A 15,918-nucleotide genomic window follows, 5' to 3' on the forward strand; every position below is an offset into this window, starting at 1 on the left:
GAGCGCTGGACCGACGTTAGTTGGCGCTGCACCCCCACCCCGGACCTGCGGTCCGACCCTCCCCACAAGGGGGAGGGTAAGCGGAGCTACTCCGCCGGCTCGACATTGGCGTACGCCGCTTCCTCAAGCTCCCGCTTCAGCCTCGCTTCCTCATGCGTCTTCGGCGTGACGAAGCGGCCGAGCAGGAGGTAGGCGACCGGGGTCAGGAAAAGCGTCGAGACGGTGGCGAGACCCAGCCCGCCGACGATGACCCAGCCGAGCGCGATGCGCGCTTCGGCACCGGCGCCGGCGGCCAGCACCAGCGGGACCCCGCCGAGGATGGTGCAGATCATCGTCATCATCACCGGCCGCAGGCGGATGATCGAGGCCTGCTCGATCGCCTCGCGCACGCCGAGGCCGCGGTCGCGCAGCTGGTTGGCGAATTCGACGATGAGGATGCCGTTCTTGGCCATGACGCCGACCAGAAGCACGAGGCCGATCTGGCTGTAGGCATTGAGGCTGGTGCCTGACAAAAGCAGCGCAAAGATTGCGCAGGCAAGGCCGAGCGGGACCGTCGCCATGATGATGACGGCGCTGACGAAGCTTTCGAACTGGGCGGCAAGCACCAGGAGGATGATGACCAGCGCGAAGCCGAAAATGGTGATCATGGCGCTGTTGGTCTCGCCGAGCGTCGCGGCTTCGGCCAGCGGCAGGACGCGGCTGCCCGGCGGCAGCAGCGGGGCGGCGATCTGCTCGGCAACGCCGAGCGCGTCACCCAGTGCGAAATTGCCGTTCAGGTTCGAGGTGATCGCCACCGAAGGCTGCTGCTGTTCGCGGGTCAGCGACGGCGGCACGGCGCGCTCGGTCAGCGTGGCGATGGTCGACATTGGCACGAAGCGGCCGTCGGCGGTCTTCAGGAAGATGTTTTCCAGATCGGTCGGATCATTGATCGGGTTGGTGGTCGAGACCAGCTTCACGCCATAGCTGCGGTCGGCGATGTAGACATCGACGACATCGTTGCCGTCGAGCATCGCCTGCAAGGTGTTGGCGAGCCCTGATATGTCGATGCCGAGATCGGAGGCGCGCTCGCGGTCTATGGCCACCGCCAGCTGCGGCTGCGTCGGGTCGATGGAAAGCCGCGGCGTCTGGAAGCGCGGATCGGCCTGCATCCGGGCGATGATCTTCACCGCCGCGTCGCCGAGCGCCTTGCGGTCGTTGCCGACCAGCGCGAATTGCAGGCCGTTGCCGGCGCCGCGAATGCCGAGGCTATTGGCCTGCACCGGGAAGATGCGCACGGATGGCACCTGCCGGGTCAGCTGGCTTATCTGCGCCATGATCTCCTGCTGGCTGCGCGTGCGCTCGTCCCACGGCGCCAGCGTCATCACCATGAAGCCGGAATTGTAGGCGCCGTTCTGGCCGGCGTTTTCGAAGGTCGAGACGATCTCGCCGGAATCGCGCAGCGGCTGGATCAGCCGCTCGATCTTCTGCATCTGCTGCGTGGTGTAATCGAGGCTGACGCCTTGCGGCGCGTTGATGCGCAACAGCACGACGGCGCGGTCCTCGCTCGGCGTCAGTTCCTGGCGGATGGTGCCGAACAGGCTGAAGGCGACGCCCGCAAACAGCACCGCAACCAGCAGCACGATCCACGGCGCGCCGAGGCAGGCATGCAAGGCGCGCTTGTAGGCCGCGTTCAGCCCGCCACCGACGCGCGCGCCAATGCCGTGACCGCCTTCATGGTGGAGCGATGCGCCGGTCAACATGCGCGAGGCCAGCATCGGGCACAGCGTCAGCGCCACCACGCAGGAGAGCAGCACCGACATGGCGAGGACGAAGCCGAATTCGCGAAACAGGCCGCCGGTCTGTCCCGGCAGGAAGGAGATCGGCACGAAAACGGCAACGAGCGTCAGCGTCGTGGCGATGACTGCGAAGAACACTTCTTGGGCGCCGAGCACGGCGGCGGCACGAGGCCCCATGCCTTCGTTGCGCCGTCGCACGATGTTTTCCAAAACGACGATGGCGTCGTCGACGACAAGGCCGGTCGCCAGCACCAGCGCCAGAAGCGTCAGAATGTTGATGGAGAAGCCTGCGAGATAGATGGCGGCGATGGTGCCGATCATGGCGACCGGCATTGACAGACCAGGGATCAGCGTCGCGCGCCAGTCGAGCAGGAAGATGTAGATGACGATCAGCACCATGGAGATCGACAGGCCGAGCGCGATCTCGACCTCGTGCACGGCGCCGTTGACGAAGACTGCGTCGTCGCTGGTGATCTTGATCGACATGCCCTTGGGCAGGTTTTCCTGCAGCTTGGCGACGGCTGCTTTCACTCCGGTGGAAATATCCAGCGTGTTCGATTCCGCCTGACGGATGATGCCAAGGCCAATGCCGGTCTTGCCGTCGGAGCGCAACGAGGTCTGGCCGATGTCGGGACCGAGCGTGACGGTGGCGACGTCGCGGATGCGCGTCGTGCCGCCGATGATGATGTTTTCGAATTCTTCCGGCGTCGTCACATCGGCCGTGGTGCGGACGATGAGATCCTGGTTGGTGGTGGTGATCGAACCGGCTGGTGAATCGAAAGCGACCGAGGCAAGCGCTGCCCTCAGATCGGCGACAGTGAAGCCGAGGCTGGCGAGCTTGTTCTGGTCGACATCGATGCGGAAGATCTTGTCGCGGTCGCCATAGACCTGAACGTCGGCGACGCCAGGCACGGCAGCCAGTTCGTCCTCGATCTGGTCCTGGACAATCACCGTCATGTCCTGCACCGACATGGTGTCGGAGGTGACGGCCAGTCGCATCACGGCATCGGAATTGGCATCGGCCTTGACGATGCGCGGCGGATCGGCGGTCTCCGGTATCATGTTGGCGACACGGCCGACCGCGTCGCGCACGTCGGAAGCGGCGACGTTCAAATCGACGCCGTCGTTGAACTCGATGGTGACGCGGCTCTGGCCGAAGGACGAGGTCGACGAGATCGACTTGACGCCGGATACGCGCGCGACCGCACCCTCGATGGTGTCGGTCAGTTCACGGTCGACGGTTTCGGCGGCGGCACCCTCGAAAGCCGTCGACACGGTGACCACGGCGCGGTCGACATCGGGCAGTTCGCGGATTTCGACGCCGTAGAAAGCGGCAAGACCGGCCACTGCGATCAGCGTGTTCAGCACGAAGGCCATGACCGGCCTGCGGATGAAAAGAGCGGTGAAGCCGGTTTCGCTGGCGGTGCTGACAGGCGCGGTCATGAGCCTTCGGCCGCGTCCGCGGCGCGCTGATCCTGGCCGGCGATGCGGACCGCGCCGCCTTCGCTGACGCTCTGGGTGCCCTCGGTCACAACCATGTCGCCATCCTCGATCTCGGCGTCGATCAGCACCGTCTCGGTGTTGCGCTGGATGATGCGCACGGGAACGCGCCTGGCCTTGCCGTCCTCGACCTGCCAGACATAGGCGCCGTCGGAACCCCACAGGATCGCCAGCGGGCTGACGGCCGGATAGGTGTCGCCGGGGAAGCGCATGGTGATGCCGAACGACATGCCGGCGCGCAGCGAATCCGCCGGATTGGCGATTGCAGCCTTGACCAGCAGGGTGCGGCTCTTTTCGTCGATGTGGTTGTCGATGGCCGACACGGTGCCGGTATAGGCCTTGCTCGGATTGGCGATCGGCGTCGCCGACAGTTGCGCGCCGACCTTGACGGCGGCGGCGAAGCGCTCGGGCACCAGGAAATCGACCAGGATGGAGGAGCGGTCGTCAAGCGTGGCGATCGCCGACTGGCTGGTGACGTAATTGCCGGCCGATATCGGCAGGATGCCGACCGTGCCGGCGATAGGGGCGACGATCGAACGACGCTGCAAGGCGAGTTCGGCATCCTGCAGCGCCAGTTTGGCGCCGGCCAGCACCACTTGGGCATCGGCGACGGCGACCGGGGTCGCGGCGTTGGAGGCCCTCAATGATTTCACCCGCTCGAGCTTGTCCTGGGCATCCTGCAAGGCGAGCTTGGCACGATCCTGCGAGATCACCTCGGTCTCGGAATCGAGAACAGCGATGATCTGCCCCTTGTCGACGCGGGTACCGGACTGGACGAGGAATTCAACCAGCCGGCCGGAGCTGTACGGGTTGACCGTCACCGACGCGTTGGCGCGGCCGGTGCCGATCGCCTGCAGGCGATCGTTGATGGTGGCCGTGCCCGCCGGCAAGGCAACGACATTTGCCGGCCGGCCGGCAGCGTTGCGACCGCCTGCCTGTTTCGTCGTGTCGACCGCGCCGGTTGTGGCGGGCGCCGAAGCATAGGTCCAGTCGATGCCCCAGCGTGCCAGAACCTCCGGCGCGCCCGGGAAGAATCGCGCCCAGGCGAGGACAGCCGCGACCAGGATCACAAGCGCAAAAACGATCTGTTTCCAGGCGACCATCGACACTCCGGTTGGCAAAACGTCTACCGGTTTCGCCAAGCAAAAAAACGCGCAGCGACGCACCCGGTATGTGCCAAGCCGCCGCAATATCATGGCTTTATGGCAATTCTGCCGCTTCCATGCACATTAAATCTGCGTAATTTTGCGCACCTGCGGCGGGGATTGAACGTGTCAGCGCAGGCTTTCGAGGTCGCGGATGCGCCTGGCGCTGTCGGCCTCGAGCTGCCTCGTGACGGCGCCGATCAGCGTCTCGGCGACAACGAACAGAGCGGCGGAAGAGTCCCACGCCGAAGGCACGGCGGTGCGTCCGGCAATGACATGGCGGGCGAAGCGGGCGATCGGCGATAGCCACTGGTCGGTGAACAGCACGATCTGAACGCCGCGCTGATGCGCGGTCTGGGCAAAGCGGACCAGACTGTCCTGATAGCGCCTGATGTCGAAGATCACCAGCACGTCGCGCTTGCCCATGTCGATCAGCCGGTCGCGCCAGATGCTCTCCTGGCCGGCAAGGTGATAGACATCGGGCTGGATGATGGCGAGATGGGCGGCCATGTAGCGTGCCAACGGATCGGTGAAGCGGCCGCCGATCAGGAATGTCTTGCCGCGCCGGTCGGCAAGCCTTGCGGCGATGTCGGCAAGCTGTCTGTCGGAGAGATGCCTGAAGGTCTCGCGCATATTGTCCAGCGTCGCCTCCAGCATTGGCGATACTGCACCGCTTGGGGAGGCCGGGTTGAGCGTGCGCGATGCCGGCGACTGCAATTGCGCCGCCAGTTCGTCCTGCAGCGCCGACTGGAATTCGGGATAGTTCTGGAACCCCAGCCTGGAGACAAAGCGCAGGATGGTCGGCGACGATACGCCGGCGGCGGCCGAGAACTCGGCGACCGTCTTCAGCCCGATCAGCGGATAGTTCGCAATCAGTGTCTGCGCGGCGCGGCGCTCGCCGGCCGGCATCGTGCCGATGCGGTCCGAAATCAGTTCGGCAATGCTGGAAATCATCGTTTTCCCCACCCCTGAGCCCGTCCGGACCGCTTCCCCGAAATCGCGTTTGACAAAGCCGGACAAACTGTATGAAATCATCCACAGGGACGCAATGAGGCAAAATACGTAACATAAGATACAGCGCTCCCCAGGGGACGGCAGACTATGGAGAGAGCACGGCCCGCCAGCCTTGCATCGTCTGATACCGTAGGGGTAACGAACCCCGGCGGGTCCAGCCCTTTCGTGCTGACCTGCGACCACGCTTCCAACTTCCTGCCATCCGAATTCGGCACGCTTGGCCTGCCGGCCGAGGACCTCTCCCGCCACATCGCCTGGGACCCCGGCGCGCTGCCGGTGGCCCGCCGCATGGCGGCAGCGCTCGATGCGACGCTGGTCGAAACCCGCATCTCGCGCCTGGTCATCGACTGCAACCGTCCGCTCGACGCACCGGACCTGGTGCCGCCCGTCAGCGAGACGACGGCCATTCCGGGCAATGCCGGCCTGTCGGACAGTGAGCGCGCCGAGCGCATCGCTTTGTCGTGGCGGCCGTTCCACGACACGATCGCATCGATCATCGACGACCGGCAGGCGCGTGGGCAGGAGACCCGTCTGGTGTCGGTGCATTCCTTCACCCCCGTCTACAAGGGCAAGAAGCGGCCCTGGCATATCGGCATCATCCATGATGACGACCGCCGGCTGGCGTCGCCGCTGATAGCGGCGCTGCAGCGGCTCTCCGGCGTCACTGTCGGCATCAACGAGCCCTATTCGCCGGCCGACCGCGTATATTTCACTTTGGAGCGCCATGCACGCTCGCGCGGCCTTGCCTGCGCAATGATCGAAATCCGCAACGACGAGATCTCCGGCGAGACCGGGCAGCGGAAATGGGCGGATCTGCTCACGGGCATTTTTTCTGACCTGGAACCCGAGGAGGCCAAGGGTTCCCGGCGACACGCAATGGGAAAGTCAGTTCAATCGGCCAGCTAGAAAAACAGGGGACGAAAATGGCAGGACCGGACAAATCAGACGCTGAAAGATCGGAGGATGTAAAAACCCTCCATAGCATGGGCTATGCCCAGGAGTTGGCTCGCCGCATGAGCGGCTTCTCGAATTTCGCAATTTCCTTTTCGATCATTTGTATTCTGGCGGGCGGCATCACGTCCTTCCCGCTGGCCATGGCGACCGGCAGCGGCTTCGAGGCGACTGTCGGCTGGGTCATCGGCGGCGTCTTTGCACTTGTCGTTGCCGCGTCCCTTGGCCAGATCGGCTCGGCCTACCCAACGGCCGGCGGTCTCTACCACTGGTCGTCAATTCTCGGCGGGCGCGGCTGGGGCTGGGCCACGGCCTGGATCAACTTGCTCGGCCTGGTCTTCGTCGTCGCCTCGGTCAATGTCGGCGTCTACGCGCTGTTCAAGGACCTTGTCTGGTCCGGCGTGTTCGGCAACGACGTCTCCGCGTGGGGCTATCAGGAGCAGGTGATCGGCGTTGTGATCATCACGGTCGCACAGGCGCTGATCAACCATTTCGGTATCAGGCTCACCACCATGCTGACGGATTTCTCGGGCTACCTCATTCTGGTCGTCGCCGTCGTGTTGACCGCGATGTTCCTGATCTGGGGCGCAAGCTGGGATTTCTCGCGGCTCACCACCTTCGTCAACAACACCGGTGATCCAGGCGCAGGCTACGTTCCGACCGCACGGACGGCACTCGTCGCCTTCCTGATCGGCCTGCTCTACCCACTCTACACCATCACCGGCTTCGACGCTTCGGCCCACACGTCCGAAGAGACCCACAATGCCCGCGTGGCGGTGCCGCGCGGCATGATCCATTCGGTCCTGTGGTCGCTGGTGTTCGGCTTCGTCATGGCCGTTTCGTTCGTACTGGCCAGCCCCGATCTGGCAGCGACGGCCAAGGATGGCGCCAATGCCTGGTTCAATCTCTTCAACAACCTGCCGGCACCATTCCTGCTGAAGAGCATCATTGCCATCGCAATCGTGCTGGCGAACTTCATCTGCGCTCTCGCCGGACTGACGTCGACCTCGCGCATGATCTTTGCCTTCGCGCGTGACGGCGGCCTGCCCGGTTCGTCGGTGTGGAAAACCGTCAGCCCGACATGGCGCACGCCGGTGGCGGCGATCTGGCTCGGAGCGGTGCTCGCGGTCGCAGCGACATTGTACTCGCCGGCTTTTGCCGCACTGGCGGCCGGCTGTGCATTGTTCCTCTACGTGTCCTACGCCATGCCCGTGGCCGCCGGCCTGCTTGCCGAGGGCAAGAGCTGGACCGAATTCGGCCCGTTCCGCCTCGGCATCTGGTCCAAGCCGTTCGCCGTCATCACGGTGCTTGGCGTTCTGGTGCTGATGTATGCCGGCATCCAGCCGCCCTTCGACATCCTGATCAACTATGCCATCGGCCTGATCGTTCTGCTCGTGGTGCTGTGGTTCGGCATCGAATCGCGCCGCTTCAAGGGCCCGCCGATCGGCGCCGACATTGCTCGCCGCGCTTCCGAGATCGCGGCCGCGGAAGCAGCCGTCGGCCAGACGGCAGGCTAACAGCAAAGACTAGATGCTCCGGCCGGCGCAAGCCGACCGGGGCAGGGCCGGCCAGCTAAGAACGCAAAGGGGACTACAATGGCAGCACCGGGTTATTCAGACACAGACAAGGCGGAAGACGTAAAGCACCTCCATTCCATGGGCTACGCCCAGGAACTTGAGCGGCGGCTAAGCCGCTTCTCCAACTTCGCCGTTTCCTTCTCCATCATCTGCATCCTGTCGGGCGGCATCAATTCGCTGGCGCAGGCAACGTCGGGCGCCGGTGGCATCGGCATCGGCATCGGCTGGCTGGTCGGCTGCTTCGTCTCGCTGACCTTCGCGGTCGCCATGTCGCAGATCAGCTCGGCCTATCCGACGGCCGGCGGCCTCTATCACTGGGGTTCGATCCTCGGCAATCGCGGCACTGGCTGGGTGACGGCCTGGCTCAACCTGCTCGGCCTGATCACCGTGCTCGGCGCCATCAATGTCGGCACCTGGACGTTCTTCATCGGCGCCTTCGGGCCGACGCTCGGCATCGAGGGTACGCTGACCAATCAGATGATCTTCCTGGTCATCATCACTGGCGCCCAGGCGCTGATCAACCATCTCGGCATCAAGCTGACTGCGAAGTTGACCGACTTTTCGGGTTACCTGATCTTCTTCGGCTCGATCCTGATTGCTGTCGTCTGCCTGTTCTCCGCCGAGACCTGGGATTTCAGCCGGCTCTTCACCTTCCACAACTACTCGGGTGAGGCCGGCGCCAGCGTCTGGCCGTCCGTCTCGAACGCCTGGGTGTTCGCTCTCGGCCTTCTGCTGCCGATCTACACCATCACCGGCTACGATGCTTCGGCACACACTTCCGAGGAAACCATCAAGGCGGCCTCATCGGTGCCGCGTGCGATGGTGATGTCGGTTATCTGGTCGGCGGTCTTCGGCTATTTGTTCCTGGCCGCCTTCGTGCTGATGATCCCCAACATGGACGACGCCGCCAAGCAGGGTTGGAACGTGTTCTTCTGGGCCTTCGACCAGCGCGTCAGTCCCGGCCTCAAGGAGTTCGTCTACCTCGTCGTGTTCATCGCCCAGCTGTTGTGCGGCCTCGCAACCGTCACCTCGGCTTCGCGCATGATCTTTGCCTTCTCGCGTGACGGCGGCCTGCCGGGCTCGTCGGCACTGGCCAAGGTCAGCCCGACCTATCGCACGCCGGTGGCGGCGATCTGGACGGCGTCGGTCCTGTCGGTGCTGTTCGTCTGGGGTTCGACGCTGGTTTCGGTCGCCGGTACTTCGGCCTACACCATCGTCGTGTCCTGCACCGTCATCTTCCTGTTCCTGTCCTTCACCGTGCCGATCGTGCTCGGCATGCTGGCCTGGGGCACGCCGAAGTGGGACAAGATGGGACCGTGGAACCTGGGCCGTGGCATCTTCATGCTGTTCGGGGTCCTTTCCATAGTGTCGATGATCCTGATCTTCATCATCGGCATCCAGCCGCCGAACGACTGGGCGCTGTACATCACCGTCGGCTTCTTCATCCTGACGGCGATTGTCTGGTTCGCCTTCGAGCGTAATCGCTTCCAGGGTCCGCCGCTGGGCGATATCATCGCGGCGCGTCAGGCAGCGATCAAGGCTGCCGAACAGGCTGTCGGCGAAACCGGCCACTGACGTCACCATCATGGCCATGGCCGGCGTGCAGCCGGCTATGGTTTCGTCCTCAACGACCAAGCACTGGAGTGCCAAAGGAATGGCCGGAAATTTCTCGTTCGATCAGTTGAAGAAAGCGGTCTCCAATGGCGAGATCGACACGGTGCTGGCCTGCATCGTCGACATGCAGGGGCGGCTGGCTGGAAAGCGTTTCCTGGCGCAGTACTTTGTGGATTCTGCTCATGACGAGACGCATGGCTGCAACTATCTGCTCGCCGCCGACATCGATATGGAGCCGGTGCCGGGCTACAAGGCGGCAAGCTGGTCGAAAGGCTATGGCGACTTCGTCATGAAGCCGGACCTGGCGACGCTGCGGCGCATTCCGTGGCTGGAAAAGACGGCGCTGGTGATCTGCGACGTGCTCGACCACCACACCCATGACGACCTGCCGCATTCGCCGCGCGCGATGCTGAAAAAGCAGGTCAAGCGGCTCACCGAACGCGGCTATATCGGCTACTTCGCCTCGGAGCTCGAATTCTATCTGTTCAACGAGACCTATGATTCCGCCCGCAAGAAGCACTGGCAGGGCCTCGATACCGCTTCGCCCTATATTGGCGACTACCAGATCGGCATCACCACCAAGGAAGAAGGCGTCATGCGCCGGCTTCGCAACGAGATGGAAGCGGCCGGCATTCCGATCGAGAATTCCAAGGGCGAATGGGGCCCGGGCCAGGAAGAGATCAATGTGCGCTATGCCGAAGCGCTCGACATGGCCGACCGCCACGTCATCCTGAAGAACGGCGCCAAGGAGATTGCCGAGTCCGAAGGCAAGTCGATTTCCTTCATGTCGAAATACAATTACGGGCTCGCCGGTAATTCCAGCCACATCCACAATTCGCTGTGGAGCGCCGACGGCAAGACGCCATTGTTCTTCGACAAGAAGGCGGACTGGACTTTGTCCACGCTTGGCCAGCAATGGGCGGCTGGGCAGCTCAAATACGCCAAGGAGTTTACCTGGTTCCTGGCGCCCTACATCAACTCCTACAAGCGCTTCCAGGCCGGCACCTTCGCACCGACCAAGATCATGTGGAGCGAGGACAACCGCACCGCCGGCTTCCGCCTGTGCGGCGAGGGCACCAAGGGCATCCGCATGGAATGCCGCATCGGCGGCGCCGACCTGAACCCCTATCTCGCGTTCGCGGCGCTGATCGCCGCCGGCCTTGCCGGCATCGACGAGAAGCTCGAACTGCAGAAGCCGTTCGTCGGCGATGCCTACCAGGCCTCGCGCCTTCCGGAGATCCCGAAAACGCTGCGCGACGCCACCGAGACGCTGGCCAAGTCGAAGATGCTGAAGCAGGCGCTCGGCGACGATGTGCTCGAACATTATGTCCACACCGCAAAGTGGGAGCAGTTCGAATACGACCGCCGCATTACGGATTGGGAACTGCACAGAGGGTTCGAGCGGTACTAAAACTTTATAAAGCTTTAATGTTGACAATGTAGTGAAGTTAGTGCCATATGGTACTTGTAAACTGCAGTGCGCTACATTGAGGAGTTTGCAATGTCCAAATATGCGCCGCTCAAGGACTTTCTCATTGCCCAAAATGTCGATCGCGTTCCGATGTCATTCGCCGAAATCGAGAGAGTGCTCAATCTGCCGCTGCCCGCATCGAAGCAATACCCTGCATGGTGGAGCAACAATCCGAGCAACAATCCCATGACAAGGGAGTGGCTTGAGGCTGGGTTCGAGACCGAATCCGTCAATATAGGCAGTGGGAAATTGGTATTTCGCCGCGTTCGCAAAGTGCCCATTTCGGCGCCGCCCAGTGGTAGCGTGCCTGCCGCGCCAAAGGAGGCGCGCGCGGATCGCCACCCCGGTTTTGGTTTCATGAAGGGCCTGATAACAATCGAAGCCGGATTTGATATCACCAAACCTTTCGATGACGAGCCATGGGACCGGGGCTATCTGGGCGGTGAGGCTGACGCGCGTGACGGCAAACTTGCGGTGCGTAAATGAGCGAAGGGCCAAACCTGCTTCTGGATACATGTGCGATGATCTTTGTCGCCAACGATAGTCTGATCGATCCGCACGCAAGCCGGGAGATTTCGGAAGCGGCCTATGACGGCCGTCTGTATCTTTCGCCGATGTCGACATGGGAGATCGGAATTGGCGTAGCCAAGGGCCGGCTCAATCTGCCATTGGCGCCACTCGACTTCGTGGAGCGATTCATCGAGCGAATGTCGGCAAAGCTCAGCGCTATCTCACCAGCCATTCTGATTGCGTCATCCAACCTGCCCGGTCCGCCTCATGGTGATCCGATGGATCGGATACTGATGGCAAGTGCGAGAGCGTTGGACATGGTTCTGGTGACGCGTGACGAGCCCATCCTTCGCTATGGCCGCAATGGCCATCTGCGCACCCTAGCCTGCTAACTTGGAGTATCCTTTGGAAACCGTAAAACTCAAATCGCCCATCGATGGTTCGATTTACGCCGAGCGGCCGATCGCGACCGACCAGGCGATCAATGCCGCGGTCGAGCGCGCCAAGGCGGCGCAGGAGAAGTGGGCGCTGACGCCGATCGTCGAGCGCGGCAAATTTATGCTGGCGATGCTCGAAACGCTGGTCGCGATGACCGACGAGATCGTGCCGGAGATCGCCTGGCAGATAGGGCGACCGGTGCGCTATGGCGGCGAGTTCGGCGGCGTCAGGGAACGCACCAACTACATGGTCGAGATCGCTGAAGCCGCGCTGAAATCCGTGCCGGCATCCAACCCGAAGGACGGCTTCCGACGCTATGTGAAGAAGGATCCGCTCGGCGTCGTCATGGTGATCGCGCCGTGGAACTATCCCTATCTGACCGCCGTCAACACCATCGTGCCGGCACTGATGGCCGGCAATACCGTTATCCTCAAACATGCGGCGCAGACGCTGCTGGTTGGCGAACGGTTCCAGCAGGCGTTCGACAAGGTTGGGCTGCCCAAGGGCGTGTTCCAGAATGTCGTGCTGAACCATGCCCAGACCGAGAAGCTGCTCGGCTCGGGCAAGATCGACCATGTCAATTTCACCGGTTCGGTCGGCGGCGGCCGCGCCATCGAGAAGGCGGCGGCCGGCACCTTCATGACGCTCGGGCTCGAACTCGGCGGCAAGGATCCGGCCTATGTGCTGCCCGACGCCAAGCTCGACCATGCGGTGGCCAATCTGGTCGACGGCGCCTTCTACAATTCCGGCCAGTGCTGCTGCGGCATCGAGCGCGTCTATGTGCATGAGAAGGTCTACGACCAGTTCGTCGAAGGTTTCATCGCCGAGACGAAGAATTATGCCGTCGGCAATCCGCTGGAACAGGCGACGACAATGGGGCCGATGGCGCAGGCGCGCTTTGCCGACCTGATCCGCGAGCAGAAGGCCGAGGCGCTGCGCAAGGGTGCAATCGCACACATCAATATGAAGGTGGCTAACGACAAGGCCGGCTCGCCCTATCTGGCGCCGGAAGTGCTGACCGGCGTCGACCACCAGATGAGCGTCATGCGCGAGGAAAGTTTTGGCCCGATCGTCGGCATCATGAAGGTGCGCAACGACGAGGAGGCGATCGCGCTGATGAACGACAGCCCCTACGGGCTGACCGCTTCGATCTGGACCGGCGATATCGAGCATGCGGTGGCGATCGGCGACCGCGTCGAGACCGGGACCGTGTTCATGAACCGCTGCGACTACCTCGATCCGGCGCTGGTCTGGACCGGCGTCAAGGACACCGGCAAAGGCGTCGCCCTTTCGGCGCTCGGCTACGACAATCTGACCCGGCCGAAATCCTTCCATCTGCGCGAAGCCATCTGATTTTTTGAAAGACAAGACATGTCCAAGCTGATCTCCAAATGGAACTACCCGACCACCGTCCGCTTCGGCGCGGGGCGCATCAAGGAACTGCCTGACGTGCTCGCTGCCACCGGCATTAAGCGGCCGCTATTCGTCACCGATCCGGGGTTGGCGAAACTGCCGGTCGTCGCTTCGACGCTGAAAATCCTCGACGACGCCAAGGTATCCTATGGCGTGTTCTCCGAGGTGAAGCCGAACCCGGTCGATTCCAACCTCACCGCCGGCATCGCCGTGTTCAAGAAGGGCAAGCATGACGGCGTCATCGCCTTCGGCGGCGGTTCAGCGCTCGATCTCGGCAAGCTGATCGCGTTCCAGGCCGGCCAGACGCGACCGATCTGGGACTTTGAGGATGTCGGCGACTGGTGGACGCGCGCCAATTCAGATGCCATCGCGCCGATCATCGCCGTGCCGACCACTGCCGGCACAGGCTCGGAAGTCGGGCGTGCCGGCGTCATCACCAATGAGGCGACGCACACCAAGAAGGTCATCTTCCATCCGAAGCTTTTGCCGGCAATCGTCATTGCCGATCCGGAACTGTCGGTCGGCATGCCCGGCTTCATCACCGCCGGCACCGGCATGGATGCGCTGGCACATTGCCTCGAAGCCTATTGCGCGCCGGGCTACCATCCGATGGCCGACGGCATTGCGGTGGAAGGTGTGCGCCTGGTGTTCGAGAACCTGCCCAGGGCCTACGCCAAAGGCAAGGACCTTGTCGCGCGCGCCCACATGATGAGTGCGGCCGCCATGGGTGCTGCCGCCTTCCAGAAGGGTCTTGGCGCCATCCACTCGCTGTCGCATCCGATCGGCGCGCTCTACGACACCCATCACGGCATGACGAATGCGGTGTTCATGCCCTATGTCTTGGCCTTCAATCGCGACTCCATCGAGGAGCGGATTGCCCGGCTCGCTGCCTATTGCGGCATCAAGGGTGGCTTCGACGGCTTTGCCAAAGCGATCATCAAGCTGCGCAAGGAATTGAAGGTGCCGCATGCGCTGCCCGATCTGATCAAGGGGCTCGACATGGACAAGAAGCGCAAAGGGCTGATCGCCGACATGGCGGTGGTCGATCCGACCGCCGGCGGCAACCCGGTCAGGCTGACCAAAAAGGCGGCGCTGACGCTGCTCGAGAACACTATCGCCGGCACTGTCTGAGGCGGTTTCTGCGCCGGACGTGATCTAAAAACGAAGGGAAAGGAAGGGCAAGGGGGCAAAAAGCAAGGCAATAAACCATTAGCCGGGAAATTAAGTCGAGGCTAATTGCTACAGCCGGTTAAAAAGAGTTAACTTTTCGTACCGCCGGGGGCCAGTTTCAAAAAGCTTTCATCTGGCTGTCATATGAAACCGATACCGCATCGCAGGCGTCCATGACGCCAGTTCAACGGAGAGAACACATGTTCAAGTTCACAGGGAAAGTGCTTTCCCTTTCGGCCGTCGCCCTCATGGCGACCTCTGCTATCTCGTCGGCCCAGTCCATGGATGAACTGGTTGCCGCTGCGAAGAAGGAAGGCCAGCTCACGACCATCGCGCTGCCGCATGACTGGTGCGGCTACGGGGCCGTCATCGACGGCTTCAAGGCAAAGTATCCTGAGATCACCATCAACGAACTCAACCCCGATGCCGGCTCCGGCGACGAGGTCGAGGCGATCAAGGCCAACAAGGACAACAAGGGCCCGCAGGCGCCCGACGTCATCGACGTTGGCCTGTCCTTCGGCCCGACCGCCAAGGCTGACGGCCTGATCCAGCCCTACAAAGTGTCGACCTGGGACTCGATCCCCGACAGCGCCAAGGATGCCGATGGTTACTGGACCGGCGACTACTATGGCGTGCTATCCTTCCTGGTGAACAAGGACCTCGTCAAGGAAGCGCCTGCTGACTGGGCTGACCTGCTGAAGCCGGAATTCGCCAACACCGTGGCGCTTGCCGGCGACCCGCGCGCCTCGAACCAGGCCATCCAGGCCGTCTACGCGGCCGGCATTTCCGGTGGTGCGGCTGCCGGCGAAGCTGCTGGCACTGCTGGTCTCGACTTCTTCAAGAAGCTTAACGCCGCCGGCAATTTCGTGCCGGTCATCGGCAAACCGGCGACCCTGGCACAAGGCCAGACGCCGATCCTGGTGACCTGGGATTACAATGCACTTGCCGGTCGCGACACGCTGAAGGGCAATCCGCCCGTCGACGTCGTCGTGCCCAAGACCGGTGTCGTTGCCGGCGTCTATGTGCAGGCGATCAGTGCTTTCGCACCGCATCCGAACGCTGCCAAGCTCTGGCTAGAGTATCTCTACTCCGACGAAGGCCAGATCGGCTGGCTGAAGGGCTATTGCCACCCGATCCGCTTCAACGATCTTGCCAAGAACGGCAAGCTCCCGGCGGACGTGATGGCCAAGCTGCCGCCGGCCGAGGCTTACGCTGCCGCGGTGTTCCCGACGCTGGACGAGCAGGGCAAGGCAAAGGAAGCCGTCACCAAGAACTGGGATGCCGTCGTCGGCGCCAACGTCAAGTAAGGCTTGAAACCAACCGGGCGGCCTCGCGGCCGC

General features: G+C 62.8%; 12 protein-coding genes. 9 read left to right on the forward strand and 3 right to left on the reverse strand.

The features are described from left to right. Window positions 1-86: 86 nt before the first annotated feature. From NKI31_RS03820 to NKI31_RS03830, 3 genes are all read right to left on the reverse strand, one after another. Window positions 87-3,218 (reverse strand): efflux RND transporter permease subunit, encoded by a 3,132-nt coding sequence (locus tag NKI31_RS03820; protein WP_352650510.1) that lies wholly within the window; start codon window positions 3,216-3,218, stop codon window positions 87-89. Then, the gene (locus NKI31_RS03825) at window positions 3,215-4,378 is read right to left on the reverse strand and encodes an efflux RND transporter periplasmic adaptor subunit (protein ID WP_352650512.1); all 1,164 of its coding nucleotides are present in this window, start codon (window positions 4,376-4,378) and stop codon (window positions 3,215-3,217) included. The genes NKI31_RS03820 and NKI31_RS03825 overlap by 4 nt, the downstream gene beginning before the upstream one ends. Before the next feature lie 171 nt (window positions 4,379-4,549). Then, entirely contained in the window at window positions 4,550-5,374 is an 825-nt protein-coding gene (locus NKI31_RS03830) for a MurR/RpiR family transcriptional regulator (RefSeq protein ID WP_023725208.1), read from the reverse strand. Between the two features lie 147 nt (window positions 5,375-5,521). Between NKI31_RS03830 and NKI31_RS03835 the strand changes: the two genes are divergently transcribed. The 9 genes from NKI31_RS03835 (at window position 5,522) to NKI31_RS03875 (ending at window position 15,885) form a co-directional block, all read left to right on the forward strand. Beyond that, window positions 5,522-6,340 (forward strand): N-formylglutamate amidohydrolase, encoded by an 819-nt coding sequence (locus tag NKI31_RS03835; protein WP_352650514.1) that lies wholly within the window; start codon window positions 5,522-5,524, stop codon window positions 6,338-6,340. Window positions 6,341-6,357: 17 nt separating this feature from the next. Continuing rightward, the gene (locus NKI31_RS03840; RefSeq protein ID WP_023691842.1) at window positions 6,358-7,902 is read left to right on the forward strand and encodes an amino acid permease; all 1,545 of its coding nucleotides are present in this window, start codon (window positions 6,358-6,360) and stop codon (window positions 7,900-7,902) included. A 78-nt stretch (window positions 7,903-7,980) separates the two neighbouring features. Further along, window positions 7,981-9,537 (forward strand): amino acid permease, encoded by a 1,557-nt coding sequence (locus NKI31_RS03845; protein WP_023671163.1) that lies wholly within the window; start codon window positions 7,981-7,983, stop codon window positions 9,535-9,537. Between the two features lie 79 nt (window positions 9,538-9,616). Continuing rightward, window positions 9,617-10,987 (forward strand): glutamine synthetase family protein, encoded by a 1,371-nt coding sequence (locus tag NKI31_RS03850; protein WP_023744175.1) that lies wholly within the window; start codon window positions 9,617-9,619, stop codon window positions 10,985-10,987. Window positions 10,988-11,077: 90 nt separating this feature from the next. Next, the gene (locus NKI31_RS03855) at window positions 11,078-11,533 is read left to right on the forward strand and encodes a DUF7662 domain-containing protein (RefSeq protein ID WP_023695631.1); all 456 of its coding nucleotides are present in this window, start codon (window positions 11,078-11,080) and stop codon (window positions 11,531-11,533) included. Next, window positions 11,530-11,949: a type II toxin-antitoxin system VapC family toxin gene (locus tag NKI31_RS03860; RefSeq protein WP_031242742.1), complete on the forward strand. Its 420-nt coding sequence runs from the start codon at window positions 11,530-11,532 to the stop codon at window positions 11,947-11,949. The genes NKI31_RS03855 and NKI31_RS03860 overlap by 4 nt, the downstream gene beginning before the upstream one ends. A gap of 13 nt (window positions 11,950-11,962) precedes the next feature. Beyond that, on the forward strand, window positions 11,963-13,348 hold the full coding sequence (locus NKI31_RS03865; RefSeq protein ID WP_352650518.1) for an aldehyde dehydrogenase family protein: 1,386 nt from the start codon (window positions 11,963-11,965) through the stop codon (window positions 13,346-13,348). An 18-nt stretch (window positions 13,349-13,366) separates the two neighbouring features. Further along, on the forward strand, window positions 13,367-14,539 hold the full coding sequence (locus tag NKI31_RS03870; protein ID WP_352650520.1) for an iron-containing alcohol dehydrogenase: 1,173 nt from the start codon (window positions 13,367-13,369) through the stop codon (window positions 14,537-14,539). Window positions 14,540-14,778: 239 nt separating this feature from the next. After that, complete coding sequence (locus NKI31_RS03875; RefSeq protein WP_023671169.1) at window positions 14,779-15,885, forward strand: ABC transporter substrate-binding protein; 1,107 nt, start codon at window positions 14,779-14,781, stop codon at window positions 15,883-15,885. Window positions 15,886-15,918: the final 33 nt, after the last annotated feature.

The sequence above is a fragment of the Mesorhizobium sp. M0659 genome (assembly GCF_040320605.1).
Classification (GTDB): domain Bacteria; phylum Pseudomonadota; class Alphaproteobacteria; order Rhizobiales; family Rhizobiaceae; genus Mesorhizobium.

Coding starts and splice junctions, on each gene's coding strand:
- NKI31_RS03820 (WP_352650510.1), bottom strand. CDS start 3,218: ATGACCGCGCCTGTCAGCACCGCCAGCGAAACCGGCTTCACCGCTCTT.
- NKI31_RS03825 (WP_352650512.1), bottom strand. CDS start 4,378: ATGGTCGCCTGGAAACAGATCGTTTTTGCGCTTGTGATCCTGGTCGCG.
- NKI31_RS03830 (WP_023725208.1), bottom strand. CDS start 5,374: ATGATTTCCAGCATTGCCGAACTGATTTCGGACCGCATCGGCACGATG.
- NKI31_RS03835 (WP_352650514.1), top strand. CDS start 5,522: ATGGAGAGAGCACGGCCCGCCAGCCTTGCATCGTCTGATACCGTAGGG.
- NKI31_RS03840 (WP_023691842.1), top strand. CDS start 6,358: ATGGCAGGACCGGACAAATCAGACGCTGAAAGATCGGAGGATGTAAAA.
- NKI31_RS03845 (WP_023671163.1), top strand. CDS start 7,981: ATGGCAGCACCGGGTTATTCAGACACAGACAAGGCGGAAGACGTAAAG.
- NKI31_RS03850 (WP_023744175.1), top strand. CDS start 9,617: ATGGCCGGAAATTTCTCGTTCGATCAGTTGAAGAAAGCGGTCTCCAAT.
- NKI31_RS03855 (WP_023695631.1), top strand. CDS start 11,078: ATGTCCAAATATGCGCCGCTCAAGGACTTTCTCATTGCCCAAAATGTC.
- NKI31_RS03860 (WP_031242742.1), top strand. CDS start 11,530: ATGAGCGAAGGGCCAAACCTGCTTCTGGATACATGTGCGATGATCTTT.
- NKI31_RS03870 (WP_352650520.1), top strand. CDS start 13,367: ATGTCCAAGCTGATCTCCAAATGGAACTACCCGACCACCGTCCGCTTC.
- NKI31_RS03875 (WP_023671169.1), top strand. CDS start 14,779: ATGTTCAAGTTCACAGGGAAAGTGCTTTCCCTTTCGGCCGTCGCCCTC.